23 protein-coding genes and 1 riboswitch are annotated in these 23823 nt (G+C 67.4%); of the genes, 15 read left to right on the top strand and 8 right to left on the bottom strand.

Annotated elements, in window-relative coordinates:
• Positions 1-11: 11 nt before the first annotated feature.
• Positions 12-1757: a CAP domain-containing protein gene (locus ASG92_RS05455; RefSeq protein WP_240987016.1), complete on the bottom strand. Its 1746-nt coding sequence runs from the start codon at positions 1755-1757 to the stop codon at positions 12-14.
• Positions 1758-1862: 105 nt separating this feature from the next.
• Here ASG92_RS05455 and dcd point away from each other — a divergent pair, with 105 nt between their 5' ends.
• Together dcd and ASG92_RS05445 are read left to right on the top strand one after the other, a co-directional pair.
• Positions 1863-2438: a dCTP deaminase gene (gene dcd / locus ASG92_RS05450; RefSeq protein ID WP_056625625.1), complete on the top strand. Its 576-nt coding sequence runs from the start codon at positions 1863-1865 to the stop codon at positions 2436-2438.
• A gap of 161 nt (positions 2439-2599) precedes the next feature.
• Positions 2600-3541 (top strand): hypothetical protein, encoded by a 942-nt coding sequence (locus ASG92_RS05445; RefSeq protein WP_056625557.1) that lies wholly within the window; start codon positions 2600-2602, stop codon positions 3539-3541.
• Positions 3542-3639: 98 nt separating this feature from the next.
• Here ASG92_RS05445 and ASG92_RS05440 read toward each other — a convergent pair whose 3' ends face one another.
• The 3 genes from ASG92_RS05440 to ASG92_RS05430 form a co-directional block, all read right to left on the bottom strand.
• On the bottom strand, positions 3640-4824 hold the full coding sequence (locus ASG92_RS05440) for a cation:proton antiporter (RefSeq protein ID WP_056625554.1): 1185 nt from the start codon (positions 4822-4824) through the stop codon (positions 3640-3642).
• A 5-nt stretch (positions 4825-4829) separates the two neighbouring features.
• A complete protein-coding gene (locus ASG92_RS05435; RefSeq protein ID WP_056625551.1) occupies positions 4830-5312 on the bottom strand; it encodes a cation:proton antiporter regulatory subunit in 483 nt (160 codons plus the stop codon).
• 102 nt (positions 5313-5414) lie between these two features.
• Complete coding sequence (locus tag ASG92_RS05430; protein WP_056625547.1) at positions 5415-6818, bottom strand: MFS transporter; 1404 nt, start codon at positions 6816-6818, stop codon at positions 5415-5417.
• A gap of 191 nt (positions 6819-7009) precedes the next feature.
• On the opposite strand from ASG92_RS05430, the gene ASG92_RS05425 reads away from it, so the two are divergent.
• The 6 genes from ASG92_RS05425 to mnhG are packed head-to-tail and all read left to right on the top strand — an operon-like array spanning position 7010 to position 13522.
• Positions 7010-10108, top strand: a complete 3099-nt coding sequence (locus tag ASG92_RS05425) for a Na+/H+ antiporter subunit A (RefSeq protein WP_056625544.1) — start codon at positions 7010-7012, stop codon at positions 10106-10108.
• Positions 10105-10695: a Na(+)/H(+) antiporter subunit C gene (locus tag ASG92_RS05420; protein ID WP_056625539.1), complete on the top strand. Its 591-nt coding sequence runs from the start codon at positions 10105-10107 to the stop codon at positions 10693-10695. The genes ASG92_RS05425 and ASG92_RS05420 overlap by 4 nt, the downstream gene beginning before the upstream one ends.
• A complete protein-coding gene (locus ASG92_RS05415) occupies positions 10692-12296 on the top strand; it encodes a Na+/H+ antiporter subunit D (protein WP_056625537.1) in 1605 nt (534 codons plus the stop codon). The genes ASG92_RS05420 and ASG92_RS05415 overlap by 4 nt, the downstream gene beginning before the upstream one ends.
• Complete coding sequence (locus ASG92_RS05410; RefSeq protein WP_056625534.1) at positions 12293-12838, top strand: Na+/H+ antiporter subunit E; 546 nt, start codon at positions 12293-12295, stop codon at positions 12836-12838. Before ASG92_RS05415 ends, ASG92_RS05410 begins: the two co-directional genes overlap by 4 nt.
• The gene (locus ASG92_RS05405; protein ID WP_056625530.1) at positions 12835-13113 is read left to right on the top strand and encodes a monovalent cation/H+ antiporter complex subunit F; all 279 of its coding nucleotides are present in this window, start codon (positions 12835-12837) and stop codon (positions 13111-13113) included. Before ASG92_RS05410 ends, ASG92_RS05405 begins: the two co-directional genes overlap by 4 nt.
• On the top strand, positions 13103-13522 hold the full coding sequence (gene mnhG / locus ASG92_RS05400) for a monovalent cation/H(+) antiporter subunit G (protein ID WP_056625527.1): 420 nt from the start codon (positions 13103-13105) through the stop codon (positions 13520-13522). Before ASG92_RS05405 ends, mnhG begins: the two co-directional genes overlap by 11 nt.
• 20 nt (positions 13523-13542) lie before the next feature.
• On the opposite strand, the gene ASG92_RS05395 is transcribed toward mnhG, so the two are convergent.
• On the bottom strand, positions 13543-13788 hold the full coding sequence (locus ASG92_RS05395; RefSeq protein ID WP_056625524.1) for a hypothetical protein: 246 nt from the start codon (positions 13786-13788) through the stop codon (positions 13543-13545).
• Between the two features lie 558 nt (positions 13789-14346).
• On the opposite strand from ASG92_RS05395, the gene ASG92_RS05390 reads away from it, so the two are divergent.
• Both ASG92_RS05390 and ASG92_RS05385 read left to right on the top strand, forming a co-directional pair.
• Complete coding sequence (locus ASG92_RS05390; RefSeq protein WP_056625520.1) at positions 14347-14826, top strand: DUF2975 domain-containing protein; 480 nt, start codon at positions 14347-14349, stop codon at positions 14824-14826.
• Positions 14826-15032 (top strand): helix-turn-helix transcriptional regulator, encoded by a 207-nt coding sequence (locus ASG92_RS05385; RefSeq protein ID WP_056625517.1) that lies wholly within the window; start codon positions 14826-14828, stop codon positions 15030-15032. The genes ASG92_RS05390 and ASG92_RS05385 overlap by 1 nt, the downstream gene beginning before the upstream one ends.
• 108 nt (positions 15033-15140) lie before the next feature.
• Here the strand turns inward: ASG92_RS05385 and ASG92_RS05380 are convergent, their stop codons facing one another.
• A complete protein-coding gene (locus ASG92_RS05380; RefSeq protein WP_056625514.1) occupies positions 15141-15404 on the bottom strand; it encodes a DUF4235 domain-containing protein in 264 nt (87 codons plus the stop codon).
• Positions 15405-15440: 36 nt separating this feature from the next.
• A complete protein-coding gene (locus ASG92_RS05375; protein WP_056625512.1) occupies positions 15441-15992 on the bottom strand; it encodes a heme-degrading domain-containing protein in 552 nt (183 codons plus the stop codon).
• A 120-nt stretch (positions 15993-16112) separates the two neighbouring features.
• A riboswitch (TPP riboswitch) is annotated at positions 16113-16256 on the top strand.
• 71 nt (positions 16257-16327) lie between these two features.
• Here ASG92_RS05375 and ASG92_RS05370 point away from each other — a divergent pair.
• Genes ASG92_RS05370 through ASG92_RS05360 form a run of 3 tightly spaced genes read left to right on the top strand, consistent with a single transcriptional unit; the run spans position 16328 to position 19466 of the window.
• Positions 16328-16948, top strand: coding sequence for an ECF transporter S component (locus tag ASG92_RS05370; protein ID WP_056625509.1), 621 nt, complete (start codon positions 16328-16330; stop codon positions 16946-16948).
• The gene (locus ASG92_RS05365; RefSeq protein ID WP_082579319.1) at positions 16948-18666 is read left to right on the top strand and encodes an ABC transporter ATP-binding protein; all 1719 of its coding nucleotides are present in this window, start codon (positions 16948-16950) and stop codon (positions 18664-18666) included. Before ASG92_RS05370 ends, ASG92_RS05365 begins: the two co-directional genes overlap by 1 nt.
• Positions 18663-19466: an energy-coupling factor transporter transmembrane component T gene (locus tag ASG92_RS05360; protein ID WP_056625506.1), complete on the top strand. Its 804-nt coding sequence runs from the start codon at positions 18663-18665 to the stop codon at positions 19464-19466. The genes ASG92_RS05365 and ASG92_RS05360 overlap by 4 nt, the downstream gene beginning before the upstream one ends.
• Positions 19467-19531: 65 nt before the next feature.
• Here the strand turns inward: ASG92_RS05360 and ASG92_RS05355 are convergent, their stop codons facing one another.
• Positions 19532-20494: a hypothetical protein gene (locus ASG92_RS05355; protein WP_056625503.1), complete on the bottom strand. Its 963-nt coding sequence runs from the start codon at positions 20492-20494 to the stop codon at positions 19532-19534.
• Between the two features lie 246 nt (positions 20495-20740).
• Between ASG92_RS05355 and ASG92_RS05350 the strand changes: the two genes are divergently transcribed.
• Both ASG92_RS05350 and ASG92_RS05345 read left to right on the top strand, forming a co-directional pair.
• Complete coding sequence (locus tag ASG92_RS05350) at positions 20741-22264, top strand: UDP-N-acetylglucosamine 1-carboxyvinyltransferase (protein WP_056625500.1); 1524 nt, start codon at positions 20741-20743, stop codon at positions 22262-22264.
• A 161-nt stretch (positions 22265-22425) separates the two neighbouring features.
• A complete protein-coding gene (locus tag ASG92_RS05345) occupies positions 22426-23664 on the top strand; it encodes a glutamate--cysteine ligase (protein WP_056625496.1) in 1239 nt (412 codons plus the stop codon).
• Positions 23665-23823: the final 159 nt, after the last annotated feature.

The raw sequence follows: 23823 nt of genomic DNA, 5'->3' as shown, positions 1-23823 counted from the left end.
ATTTCCAGGGGTTACTGGGCGAGCCGCTGGCCGGTCCAGATTCCTGGAACTGTGGACGGCGGGCTCAGGATTCCGCCGCTGAGGCCCAGGTATTGAACAGAATTGCCGGCCCTCTGCAGGGCCAGCCCGGAGGAATAGGACCCCGTCACGTCCCTCAGGGAACGGATGGCCGACACATCGCCCCAGCCGCTGGCCACCGCGGCCCTGGCCTCGGCCGCCGGCCACGGCGTGCCGGATCCCCGGTACAGGAGAACGTTCCCGTCGCCCTGGCGGGCCAGCAGATCCTGGAAACCGTCGCCGTCGAAATCCACCATGGCCAGGCGCGTCGCCGAAACGCCGGACGCGATCAGCGTGCGCTGAACCAGATCGCCGCTGCCCCGATTGGGGTACAGCCACAGGTTTGCCGCGAAGTCCAGGGCCAGGATCTGGGGAAGACGGTTGGCCGAGCACCACCCGCCGACTGCCAGCGTCAGTCCCGCCCATCCGGACTGGCCGAGCGTGACAGGTGCCAGGAAACCGCCCGCCAGTATGCCCGAATGCAGCGTCAGCCGGCCGTCCGCCCACTGCGCCAGCACGTCAAAGATGCCGTCGCGCTCCCAGTCCGTGACATAAACGGCCTGGGCGGCGGCAAATCCCGAACCGGCGACTTCAGCCGGACCAAACAGCCCGTTCCCGAGCGACGGGCGGTTGATCAACTGGCCCGCCGCGTCCACGGACAGCAGGTCACCGGCACTCCTGATGGCGGCCGTGGCCAGGTCGAGGGTCGGCGGCATGTGCTTGACCAGGGGTTCGCACACATCGGCTGGCTGGACCGGGCCGGTGGTGCTGCCGTCCGGGCTGGCGGTGGTCCCGGACGGAAGGGCGCTGTAGCCGAAGAAATCCACCACGCCCCACATGGTGTAGCGGCCGGGGGTGGTCTGCCAGTCGCCGTCGGTAAAGGTGATGCCGATGCCCACCACGTTGAACCGGGGGTCCGTGAGGATGGCGTTGTGGGCCGGGGAGCCCTTCCACCACTCCACCAGCTGCGCAGCGTCCCGGTCCCAGCGGACGGCGATGACCTCGCCCGCGCCGTTGGTCGGGCTAAGCGCCCTCGCATCCGTCCAGAAGCTGGCCCGGTGCTCGATGACCTCGCGGGAGGCGATGCTGTCGGACCACTCCTGCGCCATGCCCGCAACCGTGGCGTGGTACATCACGGCGGGCAGGCCCAGGGATGCCCGGTACGTGTTGATCGCGTTGAAGACGGCGGCAACCTGGGCCGCGTTGCTGTCCGGTACCAGTGCCTCGGGAGTCAACGCACGCGGCGCCGAGCCGGTCGGCTCTGGTAGGGCTGGCTCTGGCTGGGCTGGCTCCCGCGGGGAGGGGAGTGCGCCGTCAGGAGCTGACAGCGGCGGAATGGATGCCGGCTCGGGCGGACCGGTGGCGGCGCCTGATACATCGCCTGCGGGTGACCCTGTGCTTGCCGGTTCCGGGGACACGGCTGGTTGCACTGCGGCGGCGGGCGCCACCCCAGTGCCGGCCGCATCGGCGGGCGGCTGCTGGGGTGGGGGAGCCGCGGCGGCCGCTCCGCCGTCGTCGGACATCGCTGGGGAAGCGCCGGGCGTGAGTGGCCTCCCCGGCGCTCCGGCAGTTGCAGGCGCCGGACTGCCTGCCTGCGCCGGGCTCACTGCCGCAGGCGCCGGATGCCCGCCTGCCGCCGGTGCAGCCAGTGCGAGGGCGCACATAATCGCCACGACGGCCTGGGCCGCGATCTTCTTCAAAATATCCCCAGCTCTATTTTGGCCGTGTGACGTGAGACCGTCGGCCGGATTGTTCTGGCAACACTAATGGGAGCCGCAGGCGCCAGCAATGCTATTTTGGAAGGCGTGCTGATCTCTGACCGCGACATTCGTGCCGAAATTGATTCCGAACGGATCGTCCTGGACCCCTACGACTCCGCGATGGTGCAGCCGTCCTCGGTGGACGTCCGGATCGACCGGTTTTTCCGGCTGTTCGACAACCACAAGTACGCTCACATCGACCCCGCGGAAGAACAGCCTGAGCTGACCCGCCTGGTGGAAGTGGAAGAGGGCGAACCGTTCATCCTGCACCCCGGCGAGTTCGTGCTCGGCTCAACGTATGAGACCGTGACGCTGCCGGACGACATCGCCGCGCGCCTCGAGGGCAAGTCCTCGCTCGGCCGGCTGGGCCTGCTGACGCACTCCACCGCCGGCTTCATCGACCCCGGATTTTCCGGCCACGTCACGCTGGAGCTGTCCAACATGGCCACGCTGCCCATCAAACTGTGGCCCGGCATGAAGATCGGCCAGCTCTGCTTCTTCCGCCTGTCCTCCGCCGCCGAATTCCCCTACGGTTCCGGCGAATACGGCAACCGCTACCAGGGCCAGCGCGGGCCCACCGCCAGCCGCAGCCACCTGAACTTCCACCGCACGGACATCTAGCTCCCCTTGGGCCCTCTTTGTTGCCGAGGCGTGAGGTCTCGGCACTTAGGCTCGGTGTAAGTCCCGAGACCTCACGCCTCGATGAGACGCCGACGGTGGCACTCCTCCTCCCCGCTGTGGATAACCGAAACCCGCCTGTCTGAATGTGCCCACAATGGGCCATGAGGAAGCCGCGACCCCTGCCCGTTGAGCTCTCAGGCAAGTCATTCACGTTGGCCGAGCAGCTTGCCGCCGGCGTTGCGCCGCACCGCGCCTGGAGCGGCGATCTCCGCGTGGCGAGCCGGGGAGTTCGCGTGCCATGGGCAGCAGAGCAGAGCCTCCTGCACACGTGCCGCCTGCTCACGGGAATCTGTCCGTCCACCGCGTGCTGCTTCGGCACAGCAGGCCAGCTCCTGCGATGCCCGCTGCCGTGGAATGTCCAAAATGATCTTCGCGTGCACCTGGCTCGTGTGGACGGCGGAACGCGTCCCGTGCGGAAAGGAGTGGCCGGCCACCGCCTGGAGCTGCGGGCCATCGACCTTACAGTGCTCGACGGCGTTCCCCTCACCAGCCCGGCAAGGACCTGGCTCGACCTGGCTTCGGTGCTGGACGTGGATGACCTCGTTGTCGCCGCGGACTTTTTCATCTGCAGCCAGTCCCGGAGCTTCGGCCGCAACCGGCTGGCGCTCTGTTCGGTGGCCGATCTCCGGCGTCAGGTGGACAACAACCCTGGTGCCAGAGGCATCAGGAGGGCGAGGTCTGCGCTTGAGCTGGCTCGCCCAGGGGCAGACTCCGCACCTGAGACGAAACTCCGCTTGGCCATCGGCAGGCTCGGTCTCCCCGAACCAGCCCTGGGCTACGTGATCACGGATTCCACGGATTGGGAGCTGGCCTGGCCGGACATGGCTTTCCCGGAGTTCAAGGTCGCCGTGAATTACGATGGGCGGCACCATCTGGAGCCTCGCCAGCGCGAGTTGGACATCCGGCGGGACGAGTCCATAGCGGCGACCGGCTGGACCTCGGTGACAGTGACCGCGGCCCAGGTGAAGACGTGGGGCTTTGACGGATGCGCGCACCGGGTTCTGGACGCCCTGGTCCGGAGGGGCTGGCGCAACGACAAGTGAGATCCCGGCACTTCGACTCCGCGTAAGTCCCGAGATCTCACGCATCGATGAGCGAGGACAGGGCGGGGGCCGCAGGGCGCCAGGCTCCGGGTTCAGGCTCAGGCGGGGACCGGCTCCGGACGTACGCGTCGAGTGAACTTCTTGACCACAGGTTCGATGTAGCGGGCGGCCAGCGGGCCGGAGATCGCCATGAGCAGGACGTACGCCGTGGCAAGGGCCGCCAACTCCGCCTCAACCACTCCCGACGTCACCGCAAGGCCAGCGATGACGATCGAGAATTCGCCGCGTGCAATCAGCGCCGCCCCGGCGCGGAACCGGCCGGGCCGTGCAATCCCGACCCGCTTGGCCGCCCAGACCCCCGTGATGATCTTCGTAGCGGCGGTGATGACGGCCAGGATCAGCGCCCAGCCGAGTACCGGCGGAATGGACGCGGGGTCCGTGTTGAGCCCGAAGGCCACGAAAAAGATCGCCGCGAACAGATCGCGCAGCGGCTCAAGGATCTGCGTCGCGCTGTGCGCCGTGGCGCCGGAAATTGCAATGCCGAGCATGAACGCACCCACTGCGGCGGACACCTGCAGGGCCGCGGCCACGCCGGCGACCAGGAGCGCCGCGCCGAGCAGGTTGAGCAGGAAAACCTCGGAATTTTCACTGTGCACGGCCTTCGACACACGATGCCCGTGCCGCAGCGCAACCAGCAGCACCACCGTGACGACGGCCAGCGAAATGCCCACGGTCTGCAGTCCGCCCAGGAAACTGACGCCGGCGAGGGTGGCTGTGAGGATCGGCAGGTAAACCGCCATGGCCAGGTCCTCGAACACCAGGATTGAGAGGACCACGGGGGTTTCCCTGTTGCCGATACGGCCAAGGTCGGTGATGACCTTGGCCGCAATGCCGGACGAGGAAATATACGTGACCCCGCCCATCACCATGGCTCCCACCAGGCCCCAGCCGAGCAATACGGCCAGGCCCGCGCCGGGGAGGAAGTTCAGGACCAGGTCCAGGACGCCGGCCTGCCAGGACCGCCGCAGCCCGGTCACGAGTTCGGTCGCCGTATATTCCAAACCGAGCATAAGTAGCAGAAGGATGACGCCGATTTCGCCGGAAAGGTGCGCGAACTCCTTCATGCCGCTCAGCTCCACCAGGCCGCCGGCCCCGAAGCACAGGCCACCCACCAGATAGAGGGGGATGGGGGACATTCCGATCCGGCCGGCCAGCCTGGCCAGCAGGCCGAGGCAGAACACGACCGCCCCCACTTCGATGAGAGTCAGGGCCAGACGGTCCATGACGCTCAGCCGTTGCGCAGGATATCGGCCGCTGAATCAAGGCCTTCTTGCGTGCCGACGGCGACGAGGAGGTCGCCTGAGTGAAGGACGACGTCGGGTCCCGGCGATGGAACCACCTCGCCTTCCCGCATGATCGCCACAATCGAAACGCCGCAACGGGTGCGGATGCAGGCCTTGCCCATGGGCTGGTTCTGGAAGGGCGAATCCGGGGCGATAGAGAACTGCCGGGTGACGATGCCCGGGACCTCCCGGTGTTCCTCGGTCAGCTTCATGGCCAGGTGCTGGCCGCCCAGCAGGTTGCCCAACGTAGCGGCTTCATCGCCGGTCAGCGGAATCGAGGCCTGGCACGTGTCGGGATCGTCCCAGGTGGAAACGAACAATTCTGTCTGGCCCTCGCGCAGCTCCACCACGCCGATCCTCCGGCCGGAGGCTGTCATGAAGTCCTTGCGCCTGCCGAGGCCCGGGAGATCCGTCTCTTCCACGTTCATAGCATCAGCCTAGTCCGCGAACGGACATTTACGGCCCTGATTCGCGCGGGAAACGGGGGCTGAAGTGTTCGTTCGCGCCGGGGGCTGAAGTGTTCGTTCGCGCTAGGACTGGGGGACGATGGCGATCTCGGTTTCGCTGGGCGGCTTCACCGGGAGGAGGACCAGGAACCCGGCCAGGATCACCACCATGATGCCCAGAATGCCCCAGCGCTGGGCCTCCCCTTCGGCCACCAGGGGAGTTGCCACGGCGATGCAGAGCGTGAACAGCGTCGGCGCCAGGAAGCTGACGGCGCGGCCGGTCGTTGCGTACAGGCCAAACAGCTCGCCGGATTCGCCCTGCGGAGCCAGCCGGGCCAGGTAGGCGCGGGAGGACGCCTGGGCCGGGCCCACGAACAGACAGAGGAAGAGCCCGAACACCCAGAAGGTGGTGCTGCCTGCCCAGCTCATCCCGAAGAAGACGTAATCGCCGTTGCCCAGCGCCAGGATCACGCTACCGGCGGCCAGCAGCCCCACCAACGAGCCAAGGATCACCGTCTTCGGGCCCACCCTGTCGTCCAGGAAGCCGCCGATAATGGCTCCCACGGCCGCCACGATATTGCCGAAGATGGCGAAGAAAATGACCTGCGACAGTTCGAAGTCGAAGGTTCCCGCGGCGATGATCCCGCCGAACGTGAACACTGCGGCCAGCCCGTCGCGGAAGATGGCGCTGGCCAGCAGGAAGAAGATGGTGTGCGGGCTGGTCCGGTAGATCGCCTTGATCCGGCGGACCAGCAGCCCGTAGGACGCCAGGAACCCGAGACGGGCACCGCGCCGGGGCTTGGGCAGCTCCGGGACCGCGAACAGCACGGGCAGCGCGAAGACGAAGAACCACAGGGCAGAGAACACTGCCACGAGCCGGATGTTGAGGCTGTCCTCAGTTGAGGCGCCAAACCATTCGAAGCGGGGCTGGACGAAGAGCTGGAGCACAATCAGCAGGGCCACGATGCCGCCCAGGTACCCCATGCCCCAGCCGAAGCCGCTGATCTTGCCGATGTTCCGCGGCGTGGAAATTTGCGCCAGCATGGCGTTGTAGTTGACGCCCGCGAACTCGAAGAACACGTTGGCCAGGGCGATCAGTGAAACCCCCAGGAGGAGGAACTCCGGGCGGGGAAACACGAAAAAGCACAGGGCGGTCAGGAGCGCGACGGCGGCCGTGTTGACTCCCAGCCACAGCTTGCGCCGTCCGCCGGTGTCCGAGCGCTGGCCTGTGACGGGTGCGAGCAAGGCGATCGCCGCCCCCGCGACGGCCAGCGCCCCGCCGAGCACCGCCGAGGCCTGGTCTTCGCCGCCGAACGCCTTGGAGGTCAGGTACACGGTGAAGACGAACGTGGTCATGACCGCGTTGAACGCGGCGGACCCCCAGTCCCACGCCGCCCAGGCCAGGATGCGTCCCTTGTTGGACAACTGGTTTCCGGCCTCGAGTTCCGAGGACGGCTGCGTGGCTTCGGGAGCGGCGGCGGAGTTCATACGGCGATGCTATCCGCCCGCGGCGAACACGGCTCGGAAACGCTCCCGCGGGCTGGCGAAACATGGGCAAACTCCGCGCCGCGGCGGGAAAACTGTCAGTGCCCCCTTGATAAACTGTCGGGACCGAACCCAACGAATGACCGCCTGCTCCAACTTTTGACAATCGAATTTCTGACTTTGCGGAGACACCAGTGATCACAGTCCTTGCCGTGCACTTTGCAGTGGCTGCTGTGGCGCCGTTCATCTTCCGGAAATTCCGCCGGAGTTCGTTTTACGCGCTGGCCGCCGTGCCTGCCGGTTCGTTCGTGTGGCTGCTTCTTCAGCACGGCGCCGTCTACGGGCCCGCCGCGGAGTCCGCCGGAGCGGGCCAGGGCCAGTCTGCCGAAACCGTCCCCTGGATCCCGGGCCTCGGGATTGAGTTCGCTTTCCGCATGGACGCCCTCGCCTGGGTCATGTCCCTGCTGGTGCTCGGCGTGGGCGCCCTGGTGCTGGTGTACTGCGCCCGCTATTTCAAGAACAAGGACAGCTACCTGGGCGGATTCGGCGCGCAGCTCCTGGCCTTCGCCGGCGCCATGTTCGGGCTGGTCACGGCGGATGACCTGCTGATGCTCTTCATCTTCTGGGAACTCACCACCGTCCTGTCCTACCTCCTGATCGGGTACGCACGCACGCGGCTGGCGGCCCGCCGCTCCGCCCTGCAGGCGCTCATGGTCACCACTGCCGGCGGGCTGGCGATGCTCGTCGGGCTGATCATGCTCGGCACCAGCGCGGGGACCTACCGGATTTCGGCCATCCTGGCGCGGGCGCCGGAGCTCGTGACCGGGGAGGCAGCGGGAGCCGTGGGCGCCGCCGTCGTACTGATCCTGATCGGTGCGGTGACCAAATCCGCGCTGGTTCCCTTCCACTTCTGGCTCCCGGGAGCCATGGCGGCACCCACACCCGTGAGCGCCTACCTGCACGCCGCCGCGATGGTGAAAGCCGGCGTCTACATCGTGGCGCGCCTGGCCCCGGGGTTCACCGACACCGCGTACTGGCTGCCCATGGTCCTGGGGCTGGGCCTGGCCACCATGCTGGTGGGCGGCTACAGGGCCCTGCGCCAGACGGACATCAAGCTGATCCTGGCCTACGGCACCGTCAGCCAGCTAGGCTTCCTCACCATGGTCGTCGGGCTCGGAAAACCCGACGCTGCGCTCGCCGGCCTCGCCATGCTGCTCGCCCACGGACTCTTCAAAGCCACGCTGTTCCTCGTGGTCGGAATCATCGACCACCAGGCGGGCACGCGCGACATCCGCGAGCTCTCGGGTGTTTTCCGGTCCTCCCGTGCCCTCGCCGTGGTGGCCGGGATCGGTGCCGCGTCCATGGCCGGCGTACCCTTGCTGGGCGGCTTCGTGGCCAAGGAGTCAGTGCTCGAGGCGTTCGTCCACTTCGCCGGCGACCGGGAGTACGGGCCGTGGGGCACGGTGGTGCTCGCGGGCGTGGTGGCCGGTTCGGTGCTCACTTTCGCCTACAGCGCGCGGTTCATGTGGGGTGCCTTCGCCGTGAAGCCGGGAGTGGACCGCACACCATTCAAGGCCATCAAGCCCTCATTCCTGGCGGCGCCTGCCTTCCTGAGCGTCCTCACCATCGTCTACGGCTTCTGGCCCACGCCGGTGGACGGCTGGGTCCAGCCGTATGCGGCCCTGTTCGCCGAGGGAGCGTCCGACGCCGGCACTGCGGCAGCCGCCGCGGGGCACCTGGCGCCGTGGCACGGACTCACTCCCGCGCTGGGGCTGACTGCCGTGACGTTCGCGCTCGGCGTGGCAATGTTCTACGGCCGCGGCCTGGTGGACCGCGCACAGGGCGCCGTCCCGGCGTGGATCGACGCCGACCGCGGCTACCAAATGACCATCGGCGCCCTGGACGACGTCGCCGTCTGGATCACCGGACGCACGCAGCGCGGTTCGCTGTACTTCTACCTCGCCGTGATCCTCAGCGTCGCCTTCGTGCTGCCGCTGACCGCCCTGATCGCCGCGAACAAGCCGCTGCCGGAGGGTCTGTACTTCGTGGACCCCAACTCTCCGCTGCAGCTGGTGGCGGGAGCCGGGATCGTGATCGGGGCGCTGGCCGCCGTCCGGGCCAACAAGCGGTTCCTTGCCGTGCTCATGGTCTCGGTGACCGGCTACGGCATCGCCCTGATGTTCGCGCTGCAGGGTGCGCCGGACCTCGCGCTGACCCAGATGCTCGTGGAAACCATCATCCTCGTGGCCTTCGTGCTGGCCATGCGCAGCCTTCCTGCCGAACTGCGGGACCGCACCGGCGGCAAGTACAGGGTGGTCCGCGTGATCATCGGGCTCGCCTTCGGCGTCACCATGATCTTCGTCGCCATCCACGCCATGGGCGCCCGTATCGCCGCTCCGGGTTCCCTCGAGTTCCCGAAACTCGCCTATGAGGGCGGCGGCGGGCTGAACATCGTCAACGTCACCCTCGTCGACATCCGGGTGTGGGACACGTTCGGCGAAATTTCCGTGCTGGCGCTGGCCGCCACCGGCGTCGCCAGCCTGATCTTCGTCAAGGGCCGGGGCGATCGCATCCGCACCTCGTCGACGGTTGCCGAGGGCACCGTCGGCCGCCGGACCGGCGTCGACAAATCGTCCCGGGACGGCGCGGCCCTGGCCCTGACCCGGAAGTTCGCCGCCTCCACGCGGGACGCCTGGCTGGTTGCCGGCCGCACCCTGGCGCCGGAGCGGCGCTCCATCATCTTCGAGGTGGTCACGCGGCTGATCTTCCACTCGATGATCATCTTTTCCCTGTACCTGCTGCTTGCGGGCCACAACCTTCCCGGCGGCGGCTTCGCCGGCGGACTCATGGCGGGCCTGGCGCTGACCCTGAGATACCTCGCGGGCGGCCGCTTTGAGCTGCGGGAGGCCACGCCCATCAGCGCGGGAACGCTGCTGGGGATCGGCCTGGCGACGGCGGCTGCCTCCGGCGTGGCCCCGGTCCTCCTGGGCGGCCAGGTGTTCCAGAGCGCCATCCTCCAGTTCTGGCTGCCGGTCTTCGGCGACATCAAGTTCGTCACGTCCACCATCTTCGACACCGGCGTCTACATCGTGGTGATCGGGCTGGTGCTCGACGTGCTGCGGAGCCTGGGCGCGGAGATCGACGAGCACTTTGAGGGACAGCCGCACCAGCCCGGCCAGGCGGAGGAACCAGAGGACCAGCCCGGCCGGGCGGAGGAACCAGAGGACCAGCCGTCCGACGACCGGGAGCTCGGCGTCGTCCCGGCCGAAACCACGGCAAGGGGCAAGGCATGAGCGTCAACCTGACCCTGCTGACGGTCATGGGCGCGCTCTACGCGTGCGGCATCTACCTCATTTTGGAACGCAGCCTCACGCGTGTGCTTCTGGGCCTGATGCTCCTGGCCAACGCCACCAACCTGCTGATCCTCGCCACCGGCGGCTACGCGGGCCTGGCCCCGTTCTTCAGCAAGGACACGGACCCGCATGCCTACAACGACCCCCTGCCGCAGGCCCTGATCCTGACGTCCATCGTGATTTCCTTCGCCGTCACCGCCTTCATGCTCGGCATCATTTACCGGGCCTGGGTGCTGGCGCGCCAGGATGAGATCCAGGACGACGTCGAGGACCGCCGCGTGGCGGAAACGCCGAGTTTCGACGCGGAAGACGACGCCGTCATCCCCGTGGAAACCTCGGAGTTCCCGCTGACCATGCTCGGCTCCGACGGAACCGACGTGACAGATTCGGTTACCGACGCGGCAGCCACCGACTCGGCAGCCAAGGTCAAGGCGGGCGCGAAGACCATGCTCGCCGAGGACGCCGCCCTCGAGGAAAAACCCGGCTCTGCCAACGTCCACCCCGGCCCGGAAGGAGGTGTGAAGTGAGCATCGCAAGCTTTGCCCCGCTCGCCGTCGTACTTCCCATCCTGGGAGCGGCGCTGACGTTCCTCCTGATCCGGCATTCCCACGCGCAGCGGGCCGTCAGCATCGCCCTTTTGTCACTCACACTGCTGCTGGAGTGCTGGCTGCTGGCGTCCGTCTGGGGCGGCGGCACCGAGGCCGTGAACATCGGCGGCTGGCTGCCGCCCTGGGGAATCGTCCTGGTGGTGGACCAGTTCTCCTCGCTCATGCTGGTGGTCTCCTCCGCGGTGAGCCTTGCGGTCCTGGTGTACGCCACCGGCCAGGGCATGGCCGACGGCGACCGGGATGCGCCCGTCTCGATCTTCCACCCCACCTACCTCATCCTCGTGGCGGGCGTCTCCAACGCGTTCCTCTCCGGCGACCTGTTCAACCTTTACGTCGGCTTCGAGATCCTGCTGACGGCAAGTTATGTGCTGATGACCCTGGGCGGCACAGGCCCGCGAATCCGCGCCGGCGTCACGTATGTGGTGGTCTCCGTGGTCTCCTCCGTGCTGTTCCTCATCGCCATTGCCATGGTCTACGGCGCCACTGGCACCATCAATATGGCCGATCTGGCCATTAAGCTCGCGGAGCTCGACCAGGGCACCAAGACCCTCCTGCACGTCATGCTGCTGGTCGCCTTCGGCATCAAGGCCGCCGTCTTCCCGCTGTCCTTCTGGCTGCCTGACTCGTACCCCACCGCGCCCGCACCGGTGACCGCCGTGTTCGCGGGCCTGCTGACCAAGGTGGGCGTCTATGCCATGGTGCGCACCGAGACGCTCCTCTTCCCCGGAGACAGCCTCAATTCGCCGCTCATGGTGGCTGCGCTGCTCACCATGGTGGTGGGAATCCTGGGCGCCCTCGCCCAGAGCGACATCAAGCGTCTGCTCTCGTTCACGCTGGTCAGCCACATCGGCTACATGGTGTTCGGACTGGCCCTGTCCTCCGTGGCCGGGCTCGGTGCGGCCGTGTATTACGTGGCACACCACATCACCATCCAGACCAGCCTCTTCCTCGTCACCGGCCTGATTGAACGGCGCGGCGGCAGCTCCTCCGTGGACCGGCTGGCCGGGTTGGCCAAGCTGTCCCCGCTCCTGGGCCTCCTGTTCTTCGTGCCCGCCATGAACCTGGCAGGCATTCCGCCGTTCTCAGGATTCCTGGGCAAACTCGGGCTGATGCAGGCAGGCATCGGGCTGGGCACGCCGCTGGCCTACACTCTGGTCATCGGAGGGGTGCTGACCAGCCTTCTGACGCTGCTGGCGGTGGCCCGCGTGTGGAACCGCGCGTTCTGGCGGAAACCCGAGGACGCCGAGCACCCGGACCCCGTGCTGCTCTCCGAGCCCAAGGACTCAGCGACCGGCCAGCGGGCGGGCAAGGCGAACGTGACCCTGCTGCCCCGGACCATGGTGGGCTCCACCCTGGGCCTCGTGGTGCTCGGCGTCGCGCTGACCGTCTTCGCCGGCCCGCTTTTTGCACTGGCGAACCAGTCGGCCGCGGTCATGCTGGACCGGTCCGCCTACATTCAGTCGGTGCTGGGCGAGAACGTTCCTGTTCCGGAACTTGCCCTGGGCGGCGGTGGGAAATGAGCCGGAAGCGGATCTCCCTGCGGCAGGAATTGCCGCTGCTCTTTTGGCTGGTGATCGTCTGGGGCGCCCTGTGGCAGGACTTCAGCCCCGGCAACCTTCTGTTCGGGGCCTTGCTGGCCGCCGCAGTGGCGCGCCTCTTTTACCTGCCGCCGGTGGAGCTGAGCGGCCGGTTCAACGTCCTCCGGGCGGTTCCGTTCACCGTCATGTTCATCGGCAGGGTGGTGGCCGCCAGTTTCCAGGTCTTCTACCTGGCGGTGGCTCAAGGGCCCAAGGTGACCAACGCCGTCGTCGCCGTGCCGTTGCGGAGCCATTCGGACCTCATGGTGACCGCCACCGGGCACGTCATCTCCCTGATCCCCGGATCACTGGTGGTGGAGGTGGACAGGTCCACCTCCACGCTGTACATCCACGGGCTGAACGTCCGGAACGCCGACGACGTGCTGAAGCTCCGCAAGGAGGTCCGGGACACCGAGGCAGGCCTCATCCGGGTCATGGGAACCAAGGAAGAACTTGCCGCCCTGAACCAGGAGGCTGGCGCATGATGGAGCTGGTCCTGACCGTCACGGCCGTGGTGCTGTCCCTCGCCGCCGCAGGGGCGATCGTGCGAATCGCCCGCGGCCCGTCCCTCCTGGACCGGGTGCTGGCGGCCGACGTGCTGCTGGCCATCCTCGGAGCGGCGCTGAGCATCGACATGGCCGTGAACCGGCACCTCAACAACCTGATGCTGCTCGTTGCCGTGTCCATCATCGGCTTCATCGGCTCGGTCACGGTGGCCCGCTTCGTGGCGGACCGGCGGGGGCAGACCAATGAATCCTGATGCCAGCACCGTGGACACCGTGATCGACGCGGTGTCGTCCGTCTTCATGATCGTCGGGGCGGTGATGTCGCTGGGCGCAGCCATTGGCCTGCTGCGCTTCCCCGACCTCATGAGCCGCATGCACTCGGCCACCAAGCCGCAGGTGCTTGGACTGTTCCTGCTGCTGGCCGCGGTGGGGCTGCAGCTGCGCACCTGGTGGGTGTGGCCGGTGCTGGCGGTGGCCTGGATCTTCCAGCTGCTGACGGTGCCGGTTTCCGCACATATGGTGGGCCGTGCCGGCTACCGCACCAAGCACCTCCACAAGGAGCTGCTCAGCACCGATGAGCTGGAAGCCGTGGTGCTGAAGGCCGCCGAAGCGGCCAAGGACGCCGAGCCCGACGGCGGGGCATCAGACACGATCGACCGTTGACTGAGGCCTGACTGCCGCCCTCAGGGTTGGGTTGAGTCAAAGAACCGGTATTCATAAGGCGGGTGGTCATTCGCCCTAGCGCGAATGAAGTCGCGGTCTTCCTGGGACAGGGCGGCCTCGCCGTGCTGGTCCCCCTCATCGGTCTCGCCGGTCTCCTTGCGGATCACAGCCGTGATGGTGCGGGGCAGGATCTGGCATCCGGGATTATCGATGAGCCACTTCTGCGTGGTGTGATCGATGCGGTTCCAATAGTCCTTGATGTGCATTCTGATCAACTTCCTGATGTGAGTTGAACTCGGTAGGTTTCCGGGTCTGCCGGAGTATGCGCGTGGCGCAGCCCTCGTCAGGGCCGCGTCCGCGGCGTAGCGCGGAATGTTCCTTGCGGCTTCAGGCTCCTGAACCTTCAGTCCCGTTGAAGAGGATCGATGCCGGACGGCAGTTGGTGGGACCAGGCACTCCGCTGGAGTTGTGCAGGGGCACCCGGGCCGATCCTGGCGTGGCTCCTAGCCAGTTCCATGACCAAGCCTTTACAAGGGAGTTAGCGCGGTGCATTACGGCGTACAAGCCTGGGCGCTTGGCGCTGTGATATGGCCCGAGACCTGCGCCTGCGCGCAATCGAGATGAACTTTGAGCTTGGCTGTCACGATACTTCTCCGATCCCAACACCGCTACGCTGCGGCCCCCGAGATCAAGCCTAGGCTCCGGATATGTTGCAGGCAACAGGCCGCGATGACGCATGAAAAGGTCCGGGAAGCGTCCGAGCGCGGCTGACGGGGAGTAAAAGGCATATTGACATTCGATAGGATGCAATTGACACTCGATGCATGCAAAAGACACGTCTGGCGGTAACGGCACTCCGAATCCTGTTGGTGATGGCCTTCGCGCTCTTGATCGTGTTTCAGACCCTGTCCTTTCCCGGGCAGTTTGCGCACATGGCCGAGGTGACTCCGGAGCTGGCGTATTTGCGGTGGCCGTTGACGGCGCTCTCGGTGCTGGAACTGATGTGCGTCCAGGTCGTGATCGTGAGCACCTGGAAATTGCTCACCATGGTCAACCACGACCGCATCTTCAGCAAGGCCGCGTTGGCGTGGGTGGATGCGATCGTGTGGGCGATCGCTGCCGCTTGGGTGCTGCTGCTCGGCCTCTTTCTCTATCTGGCTATCAACTCTGGTGATCCGGGGTTGCCGCTACTGCTGCTGTTGATGCTGGTGGGCGGCGCTGTTCTGGGGCTGTTGATGCTCGTGATGCGCGCACTGCTGCTGCAGGCCACGGGGCTGCGGACCGATATGGAGGTGGTGATCTGATGCCCATCGTGGTGCGGATCGACGTCGAGCTGGCTAAGCGCAAGATGAGTGTGGGGAAGTTTGCCGAACGGGTCGGGCTCACGCCGGCAAACGTGGCAGTGTTGAAAAATGGCCGCGCCAAGGCTGTCCGTTTTAGCACCTTGGAGGCCATGTGCCGGGTACTCGAATGCCAGCCCGGTGACCTGCTCGAGTGGGTCGAGGAATGATCGGCGGATCCAGCGGGAACGTCCAGTATCCGGCAGCACGGGTCGCTGAGTGGTTCGAGGCCGGGCGGCAGGTTTCGACGGGCTCAACCAGCGGCAGGCCCAGGCCGGCTAGACGATGTCCTGGGACTTGGCGAAGCGCGTGATGGCCCGCTGCGTGCCGCGGTTGGTCAGCACCTGGATGACGGCGCTCACGGAGGCGGAAATGAGCGCGAACGTCAGCGCCGAACGCAGCGTCGTGGGGACGTCGTCCTTCCCGCCCTTCGGCGGCTTGCGGCCGGTGGTCTTTTCCCAGATGGTATCCACGGCCTTGGTGCCGGCGAACCCGGCCAGCAGGCTGATGCCGGTGCCAAGCAGCTTGATGAAGAAACTCATTCCGGGACTCCTTGCGTGTTGAATTCTGGACTTCCCCTAGCCTAGCCGCATGGATTGGTGGATTTCCGTCAGTGCCTGAACCACCAGGTCGTGGTCGGCCTTCTGCGGCAGCCCGGACACCGTGACGACGGCGACCGCACCCACGCCGCGCACATAGACGGGGAAGGCGCCGCCGTGGGCCGCATAGGTGGACTGGTCGAACCAGGCGTTGTCCTCGATCCGGCCGCCGCCCACCTTGCCGCGCAGGCCCACCAGCAGCGACGGTTCCTCATAGCGTGCGGCGGTCCGCTGCTTGGCCTTGACCCAGCCCTCGTTGTCCGGCGTGGCGCCTTCCAGCGCCACGTGGAACAGGACCTGTTCGCCCTTGGTGATGTCGATGGCGATGGGCAGGTTGCCCTTCTTGCCGAGTTCAACCAGCAGGAGGCCCAGGTTGAGGGCGTCGTCCTTGCTGAAGGCGGGAAACTGCAGCGCGGCGATCTGCGTCTCGATCTCTGCGATCAGTGCCTCCAGGGAACCTGCGGGCTGTTCGTCGGGGGAGTCGGGGTCGTAATCGGTCGCGGCGCCGCTGCCGGAATCCTGATGCGTCATGGCCCCAATGTACTCCGGACCGCTGCCAGAAGGCCGCCGGAAACCACCCGGGTTGTGACAGCGGGCCCCGGTTTTCCGGGGCCGTCCAGGTGTAAACTGGACCAGCCCACAAGGGCAGATTTATTACGACAGGGGAGCGCCGCCGTCGGGGATCACTGGCAACTGCCAGCCGAACCTTGGATGGGCGCTGAGAGTGCGGACAGCCGCAGACCCTCGAACCTGATCCGGCTAGTACCGGCGTAAGGGAGTCGAGTTCTCAAAGTGTCCGGCAGCTGGCGGCCCAACCACCCGCAGCCGGGGAGCGCTTTCCCCTCCTGTTCCTCAGGAGGACGATTATGACAACTGCAGCATTCAAGAAGACCGGCTACAACTGGCGCGTGGCGGACATCGTGGTGGCGGCACTGATCGCCGTTGCCGGCGGTGTGATCTTCTGGGCCTGGTCCCAGGGCGCCAACCTCATTTCCGCCCCGGTCAACGCGGTCTACCCGCCCCTTTCCGGGCTCTACGCCGGCGGCTGGATGATCCCGGCCGTGCTGGGCATGCTCATCATCCGCAAGCCGGGCGCGGCGCTGTTCTGCGAGACCGTTGCCGCCACCGGTGAACTGATCATGGGATCCCAGTACGGCACCACGGTGCTCATCTCAGGCGTCCTGCAGGGTCTCGGTGCGGAGCTCGTGTTCGCCGCCTTCATGTACAAGAAATTCAACCTGCCCGCATCGCTGCTGGCCGGAGCCGGCGCCGGACTGTTCGGCGCCCTGAACGACTCCTTTGCACCGTGGGGCTGGAACATCGCCTACGAAGCCGTCGACAAGCTCGCGTACATCATCTTCATGTCCGTCTCCGCCGCCATTATCGCCGGCGCCCTGTCCTGGATCGCCACCCGCGGCCTGGCCAAGACCGGCGTGCTGAGCTCGTTCGCGTCCCGCAAGGCAGCCACGGAGCCCGTCTTCTCCTGATGCCCACAACTCACGACGGCGGTGTCCGCCCCGCCGCGGTCACCGCCCGCGGCTGGGGCTGGCGCCACGCCGGCCGCACGAAACCCGCGGTCAACGGGCTGGACCTGGACATCCGTCCCGGGGAGCGCGTGCTGCTCCTGGGGCCTTCTGGCGCCGGTAAATCCACGCTGTTGCACGCCCTCGCCGGCGTGCTCGGCGACAGCACCTCGGGAAACGGTCCAGCGGGCGACGGCGGCCCTCCCGACAGCGACGACGCGGACGAATCCGGCAGCCTCCTGATCGACGGTGAGCCGCCGCGCGCCCGGCGCGGCCGCGCCGGCCTCATGCAGCAGGACCCCGAAACCCAGGTGGTGCTCTCCCGCCTCGGCGACGACGTCGCCTTCGGCGCGGAGAACCTCTCCGTTCCCCGCGACGCGATCTGGGCGCGCGTGCACGAGGCGCTGGACGACGTCGGGCTGGCGCACCTTCCGCTGGACCACCCGACGTCGGTGCTGTCCGGCGGGCAGAAGCAGCGCCTTGCGCTGGCCGGCATCCTGGCGATGCGGCCCGGGCTGATCCTGCTGGACGAGCCCACGGCCAACCTTGATCCGGCCGGCGTGCTGGAAGTCCGGGACGCCGTGGGGCGCTGCCTCGACAAGACGGGCGCCACGCTGGTGGTCGTGGAGCACCGGGTTGCGGTGTGGAAGGACCTCGTGGACAGGATCGTGGTCCTCCAGCCGGGATCCGGCACGCAGCCGGCCGTGCTGATCGACGGCCCCCCGGACCAGGTCCTGGAGCAGGCGCGCGGGATGCTCACCGCCGCCGGCGTCTGGGTGCCGGGCTACGTGCCGGCCACGCGGCGGCGGACCGTCGGCGGCTTTTCCCCAGCCGGGGACCGTGCGGCTGCCACCAACGGGGAGCCGGCTCTTGCCCCCGGCCAGCTGCTGCTCGCCGCCGAAGGACTTGCGGTTTCCCGCGAGCGTCCCCGCCGCCGGGGCTTCAAGTCCGTCCCGCCCGTCCCCGTCCTGCGGGACGTCGCGGCACAGGTCCGGGCGGGCGAGGCGCTGACCGTCACCGGACCAAACGGCGTGGGCAAATCCACGTTCGCGCTGACCCTCGCCGGACTGCTTCCGCCCGTGAACGGCAAGGTATCCGCCGCGCCGGAACTGAGCCGCGGGGCCGGGATCGACCCCTACAAATGGAAGGCCGAGCAGCTGATTGCCAGGATCGGAACGGTGTTCCAGGAACCCGAGCACCAGTTCGTCACGGGCCGGGTCCTGGACGAACTCCAGTTCGGCCCGAAGCACCTGGGCCACGGCGAGGAACGCGTCGACGAGCTGCTGGAACGGCTCCGGCTGACCGAGCTCGTGGACGCCAACCCGTACACCCTCTCCGGCGGGGAGAAGCGCCGGCTGTCCGTGGCCACCGTCCTGGCGGCGCACCCGCAGGTCCTGGTCCTCGACGAGCCGACGTTCGGCCAGGACGCCAACACCTGGGCCGAGCTCGCCTCCTTCCTGTCCGAACTGCTCGACGCCGGCACCGCCGTGGTGTCCGTGACGCACGACGAGGAGTTCACGCACGTCCTGGGCGGCACCGAGCTCCGCCTGGGCAGCCGTGAGCGCAGGGCTCCCGAACGTGACGCTTCCGGACTCAATGCGTCGGGCCTCAATGCGTCGGGCCTCGACGCCTCCGGACAGGCCGTTCCCGGATTCGATGCAACAGGGCAGGCCGCGTCATGAGGGACGCGCTGACCCTCTCCGGCAACCAGGCCGTGCTGACCCGGGCCAACCCGCTGGCCAAATTCGCGGCCGTCTTCCTCATCACGCTGGTCCTGGCGCTGTCCATTGACTGGATGTCCGCCTCCGTGGCCCTGGTGTGCGAGCTCCTGCTGTTCCCGCTGGCCGGGCTGACCTTTACGCTGCTCTGGCAGCGCGGCTGGCCGCTGATCCTTGCCGCGGCAGTGGGCGGCTGGAGCACCTCCATCCTGGCGCCGGACAGCGGCAAGGTGCTGCTCGACGTCGGCCTCTGGTCCATGAGCGAAGGTTCCCTTGAGCTGGGGATGGGTTTCCTGCTGCGGGGCCTTGCCATCGCGCTGCCGGCGGTGCTGCTGATGAGCTGCACCGATCCCACCGACCTCGCCGATGCGCTGGCGCAGAAGGCGAGGCTGCCGCACCGCTTTGTGCTCGGCACGCTCGCCGCGATGCGGCTGGTGGGGCTGATGGCGGAGGAATGGCAGACCATCGGCATGGCCCGCCGCGCCCGCGGCGTGGGATCCCGCGGCAACCCGTGGCAGCGGCTCCGCGCCACCCTGGGGCAGAGTTTCGGGCTGCTGGTGCAGGCCATCCGCCGGGCAACCCGCCTCGCCGTCACCATGGAGGCCCGCGGCTTCGGCGGCGCCAGCCGGACCTGGGCCCGCGAATCGACGTACAGCGCGCTGGACATCTGGGTGCTGCTGGGCGGCGTCCTGATCGCCGGGGGAGCCGTGGCCGCCGCGCTGTGGGCGGGCACGTGGCACATGGTGTGGCTCGAGGGGTCCTAGGCCCTGCCCTGCGGTTTCAGGGCGTCGATGGTATGCATGGCCAGATTCTAGCGGCCGGTGCTCAGCTAGATGCAGGAGTAGTCGTAGTCAAAGCCCTTGGAGACGAACTGGGTGAGGACCACTTTTCCGCCGGCGGTGAGGGGCGCGGCGGCGCAGTTGTCCTTGGCCCCGGTAACCGTGCGGGCGCCGGCGAGCCAGGTCGGCAGGCCATACAGGCTGCTGCCGGAGTCCACCTGGCCGACGATCTGTCCCCACTGGGAGCCGGTGGAGTAGATGCCCACCCTGGCCCCGATGCTGTGGAAGAAATCTGTCATGCCCTCGAGGTCCGCCCGGTTGGCGGTTTTGTCGCCGGACCATGTGTTCCCGGTTTCGACGTCCAGCCACCACAGGTAGTCGTCGGGGTCGGTGATGCTGCGGAGGTAGGCGTCGTCGAAGGCCTTGGCGTACCCGTACATGTAGGCGCAGGGCGCGTCCGTCTGGTCCTCCCTGCACTCGCCGTACGGGTTCGCTACTGTCTTGCCCCCATACTCGTTGCTCGTAGGCCACCAGGTTCCGGCCGTGCCGGGGTTGGCGGTGTTGACGTAGAGGGCCACAGTGGGCTGGCCGGTCCCGCCGAGCGAGTCCTCCGCCCAGTCGAGCTCTTGATGCAGGCACGGGTTGGTGGTGTTGGCCAGACCGTTATTGACGCCGACGATTACGAACGCCGGGTCCTCGGGCAGGTCCTTGTTGCACTGCGGCCAGGACACGTCGTTGCCCAGCAGGACCCCGCCGCCTCCGGCCGGCTGGGCGCCCGACGGCTGGGCGAGGGTGGAGCGAGATGACGACGGCGGGACGCCAGGCGAGGATGTGGCGGTCGATGCCGGGGAGGGCTGGGCGGCGGACGACTCCGGTTCCGGCGGCGGGGCGCCGTCCACGCGGGGTCCGGGCACCAGGCCCAGGACGGTCGTAATCACGAGGGACAGCATCACGGACGCCTGCTGCCGGGGAGGGCGTTTCCTGCTGAACACCGCCGAGCCGAAGATGGACAATGCGGCCTCCCGTTCCGATAAACGCCCCCCAGCCGGTAGCGCTAGCTTGCTCCCGATGCCTTCCCCGGTCAAGGCCTTCCGGCGCGGCGAACCCGGGGCACACAGGAGCCGGGGCGCGCTGCTGCCGGCGCGGGCGAGGTAACGAGAGGATCACTTTTATCGCATGAAACGGGTATGAATGTGACATTTAAGGCACTTCCGGCGTTTCGCCCGGCGGCAATACATCATTAGTGATATTTTTTGACCATGACACAACAGACTGCTGAACAAGTCGGCCTGATGCTCCGCGACGCCCGCGGGCAGAACGGGTGGACCCAGGGGCAGCTTGCCGCCGAGCTCGGGACCAGCCAAAGCGCCGTGGCCCGGATGGAGCAGGGCAAACAGAATCTGAGCCTGAAAATGATCCAGCGCCTCGAGGCGATCTTTGGCCGGAGCATCGTCCAACTCGGCAAGTCGCAGATGACCCACCTCCGCGTGGAAGGCGGCCGGACGCTTTCCGGCTCGGTTGACGTCAACACGAGCAAGAACGCCGGCGTGGCGCTGCTCTGCGCCAGCCTCATCAACCGCGGCACCACGACGCTGCGCCGGCTGGCCCGGATTGAGGAAGTCAACCGGATCGTCGAGGTGCTCACCAGCATCGGCGTCGAATGCACCTGGCTCAACGACAACGATCTCCGGCTCCGCCGCCCCGCAGTCCTGGACCTCGCGTCCATGGACGTCGAGGCCGCACGCCGGACCCGCAGCGTGATCATGCTCCTTGGGCCGCTGCTGGACGAGACCGCCGAGTACCGGCTTCCCTACGCCGGCGGCTGTGACCTGGGCACCCGCACGGTGGAACCGCACATGCAGGCGCTGCGCCAGTTCGGACTGTCGGTGGAGGCCACCGCCGGCTTCTACACGGTGCAGGCGCCGCCGTCGGACAGCTTTGACCGTTCCTTCGTGCTGACCGAGCGCGGGGACACTGTCACGGAAAATGCCATCATGGCCGCCGCCCACCGCTGCGGCACCACCATCATCCGGAACGCCAGCCCCAACTACATGGTGCAGGACCTCTGCTTCTACCTGCAGAGGCTGGGCGTGGAGATCGACGGCGTGGGCACCACAACGCTGAAGATCACCGGCAAGCCGTCCATCGACGTCGACATCGAGTACTTCCCGTCCGAGGACCCGATCGAGGCGATGAGCCTCATCACCGCCGGCATCGTGACCAATTCCGAGGTGACCATCCGCCGCGTGCCCATCGAGTTCATGGAGATCGAGCTCGCCACCCTTGAGCAGATGGGCCAGCAGCTGGAGGTTTCCGGGGAGTATATGGCCCGCAACGGACGCACCCGGCTGGTGGACGTGACCACCAAGCCCTCCGAACTGCGCGCGCCGGAGGACAAGATCCACCCCATGCCGTTCCCGGGGCTGAACATCGACAACCTGCCGTTCTTCGCCGTCATTGCGGGCAACGCCGAGGGCCAGACCATGATCCACGACTGGGTCTACGAGAACCGCGCCATCTACCTCACGGAGCTGAACAAGCTGGGCGCCCGCGTGCAGCTGCTGGATCCGCACCGGATCTACGTCAACGGCCCCACCCGGTGGCGGGCCGCCGAGGTGGGCTGCCCGCCGGCCCTCCGCCCGGCAGCCTGCCTGCTCCTGGCCATGCTCGCGGCGCGGGGAGTGTCCGAACTGCGCAACATCTATGTGATTGAGCGCGGCTACGAGGACCTGGCGGAGCGCCTCAACACCATCGGCGCCAAGATCGAGTACTTCCAGGACTAACTTCCAGGACTTAACAGGAGCGCGAACGGACACTTAAGCCCCCTCCTCGATGCGCGAACTGGCAGATAACAACCCCTCCAGGCGGATTTGAGGGCGTTATCTGCCAGTTTGCGCTTCGTCATGTCGGGGACGATTTGCCCGGTCTGGCGCACAATGTAGGCATGCGGACTTTTGGGGTCGAGGAAGAACTGCTGATCGTGCATCCGGACAGCGGCGAACCGCTTGCGCTCGCTGATGCGCTGCTGGCCGGCCGCAAACTCGCGGCCGACGACGCTCCGGACAAACCTCGCCTGCTGCAGAAGCAGGCCACTGCAACGGCCGACGACGACGAAATGGGCTTAAGCGCCGAGCTCAAGCTTGAGCAGATTGAGACCCAGACGCGCCCCTGCCTGGACCAGGCTGAACTGCTCCGCCAGATCCGCGCGGGCCGGGCCATGGCGGATGACGCCGCGCAGCGGCAGGGCGCACGCGTGGCCGCGCTGGCCACCTCGCCGCTGGCCCTCTCCAGCCACACCACACCGGACCCGCGCTACGCCAGAATGCTGGAGCGCTTTGGACTGACAGCCCAGGAACAGCTGACCTGCGGATTCCACGTCCACACCTACATCGAATCCCCGGACGAAGGCGTGGCGGTCCTGGACCGGATCCGGGACAAGCTGGCCGTCCTGATAGCGCTCAGCGCCAACTCCCCGTTCTGGAACGGCGTGCAGACCGGGTTCGAGAGTTACCGGACGCAGGCGTGGAACCGCTGGCCGTCGTCGGGCCCGTCCGCCATCTACGGCAGCCTGTCCTCCTACCGGCGCGTGGTGACCCGGCTCCTGGACAGCGGCGTGGTGCTTGACGAAGGCATGATCTACTTTGACGCCCGCCTCTCACGCAACCATCCGACTGTGGAGGTGCGCGTGGCGGACGTCTGCCTCCGCGCCGAGGACGCCGCGCTGATCGCCGTCCTGGTGCGCGCGCTAGTGGAGTCCGCGGGCAGGGAATGGCGCGACGACGTGGAGCCGGCGCCCGTCCCCACGGTGCTGCTGCGCATGGCCGCATGGCAGGCGAGCAACTTCGGCCTGCGCGGCGAACTGCTGGATTTCGGCAGCTTCAGGCCCGCGCCCGCCGCCGACGTCGCACGCTCGCTGGTCGACTTCCTCGAGCCGGTCCTGGCCGAGAACGGTGAGCTCGAGCTCGCCAGGCAGGGCGTCGAAGAGATCATTGCGCGCGGTACCGGCGCTGCCGAGCAGCGCACCATCCGCGAAACCGTGATGGAAAAGGCGGCGCCCGACGACGGCGGGCTGGGTGCCGTCGTCGCGCATGCCGTGCGGGCCACGCTGCGCGGGACGGTGGGCTACACGGACGACGCGGACGCTGTGCCTGTGCCCGAGCTGCTGCGCGTCCGCCAGTCCTGATCGCCGCCCCGCAAGCGCGAACTGACACTTAAGCCCTCCTCTGCAGCGCGAACGGGCAGATAACGCCCCCAAATTGCGGGAAATTGGGCATTATCTGACAGTTCGCGCGGCGGTGCCGCGGAGAGGCGGGCCTCAAGTGTTCGTTCGCGCTGAGGGACG

It is taken from the genome of Arthrobacter sp. Soil736, assembly GCF_001428005.1.
GTDB lineage: Bacteria > Actinomycetota > Actinomycetes > Actinomycetales > Micrococcaceae > Arthrobacter.
The sequence above is the reverse complement of the archived record's forward strand: the minus strand, read 5'-3'. Positions and strand labels throughout refer to the sequence as shown.

Coding starts and splice junctions, on each gene's coding strand:
- ASG92_RS05445 (WP_056625557.1), top strand. CDS start 2,600: ATGAGGAAGCCGCGACCCCTGCCCGTTGAGCTCTCAGGCAAGTCATTC.
- ASG92_RS05440 (WP_056625554.1), bottom strand. CDS start 4,824: ATGGACCGTCTGGCCCTGACTCTCATCGAAGTGGGGGCGGTCGTGTTC.
- ASG92_RS05435 (WP_056625551.1), bottom strand. CDS start 5,312: ATGAACGTGGAAGAGACGGATCTCCCGGGCCTCGGCAGGCGCAAGGAC.
- ASG92_RS05430 (WP_056625547.1), bottom strand. CDS start 6,818: ATGAACTCCGCCGCCGCTCCCGAAGCCACGCAGCCGTCCTCGGAACTC.
- ASG92_RS05420 (WP_056625539.1), top strand. CDS start 10,105: ATGAGCGTCAACCTGACCCTGCTGACGGTCATGGGCGCGCTCTACGCG.
- ASG92_RS05410 (WP_056625534.1), top strand. CDS start 12,293: ATGAGCCGGAAGCGGATCTCCCTGCGGCAGGAATTGCCGCTGCTCTTT.
- ASG92_RS05405 (WP_056625530.1), top strand. CDS start 12,835: ATGATGGAGCTGGTCCTGACCGTCACGGCCGTGGTGCTGTCCCTCGCC.
- mnhG (WP_056625527.1), top strand. CDS start 13,103: ATGAATCCTGATGCCAGCACCGTGGACACCGTGATCGACGCGGTGTCG.
- ASG92_RS05395 (WP_056625524.1), bottom strand. CDS start 13,788: ATGCACATCAAGGACTATTGGAACCGCATCGATCACACCACGCAGAAG.
- ASG92_RS05390 (WP_056625520.1), top strand. CDS start 14,347: ATGCAAAAGACACGTCTGGCGGTAACGGCACTCCGAATCCTGTTGGTG.
- ASG92_RS05385 (WP_056625517.1), top strand. CDS start 14,826: ATGCCCATCGTGGTGCGGATCGACGTCGAGCTGGCTAAGCGCAAGATG.
- ASG92_RS05380 (WP_056625514.1), bottom strand. CDS start 15,404: ATGAGTTTCTTCATCAAGCTGCTTGGCACCGGCATCAGCCTGCTGGCC.
- ASG92_RS05375 (WP_056625512.1), bottom strand. CDS start 15,992: ATGACGCATCAGGATTCCGGCAGCGGCGCCGCGACCGATTACGACCCC.
- ASG92_RS05370 (WP_056625509.1), top strand. CDS start 16,328: ATGACAACTGCAGCATTCAAGAAGACCGGCTACAACTGGCGCGTGGCG.
- ASG92_RS05365 (WP_082579319.1), top strand. CDS start 16,948: ATGCCCACAACTCACGACGGCGGTGTCCGCCCCGCCGCGGTCACCGCC.
- ASG92_RS05360 (WP_056625506.1), top strand. CDS start 18,663: ATGAGGGACGCGCTGACCCTCTCCGGCAACCAGGCCGTGCTGACCCGG.
- ASG92_RS05350 (WP_056625500.1), top strand. CDS start 20,741: ATGACACAACAGACTGCTGAACAAGTCGGCCTGATGCTCCGCGACGCC.
- ASG92_RS05345 (WP_056625496.1), top strand. CDS start 22,426: ATGCGGACTTTTGGGGTCGAGGAAGAACTGCTGATCGTGCATCCGGAC.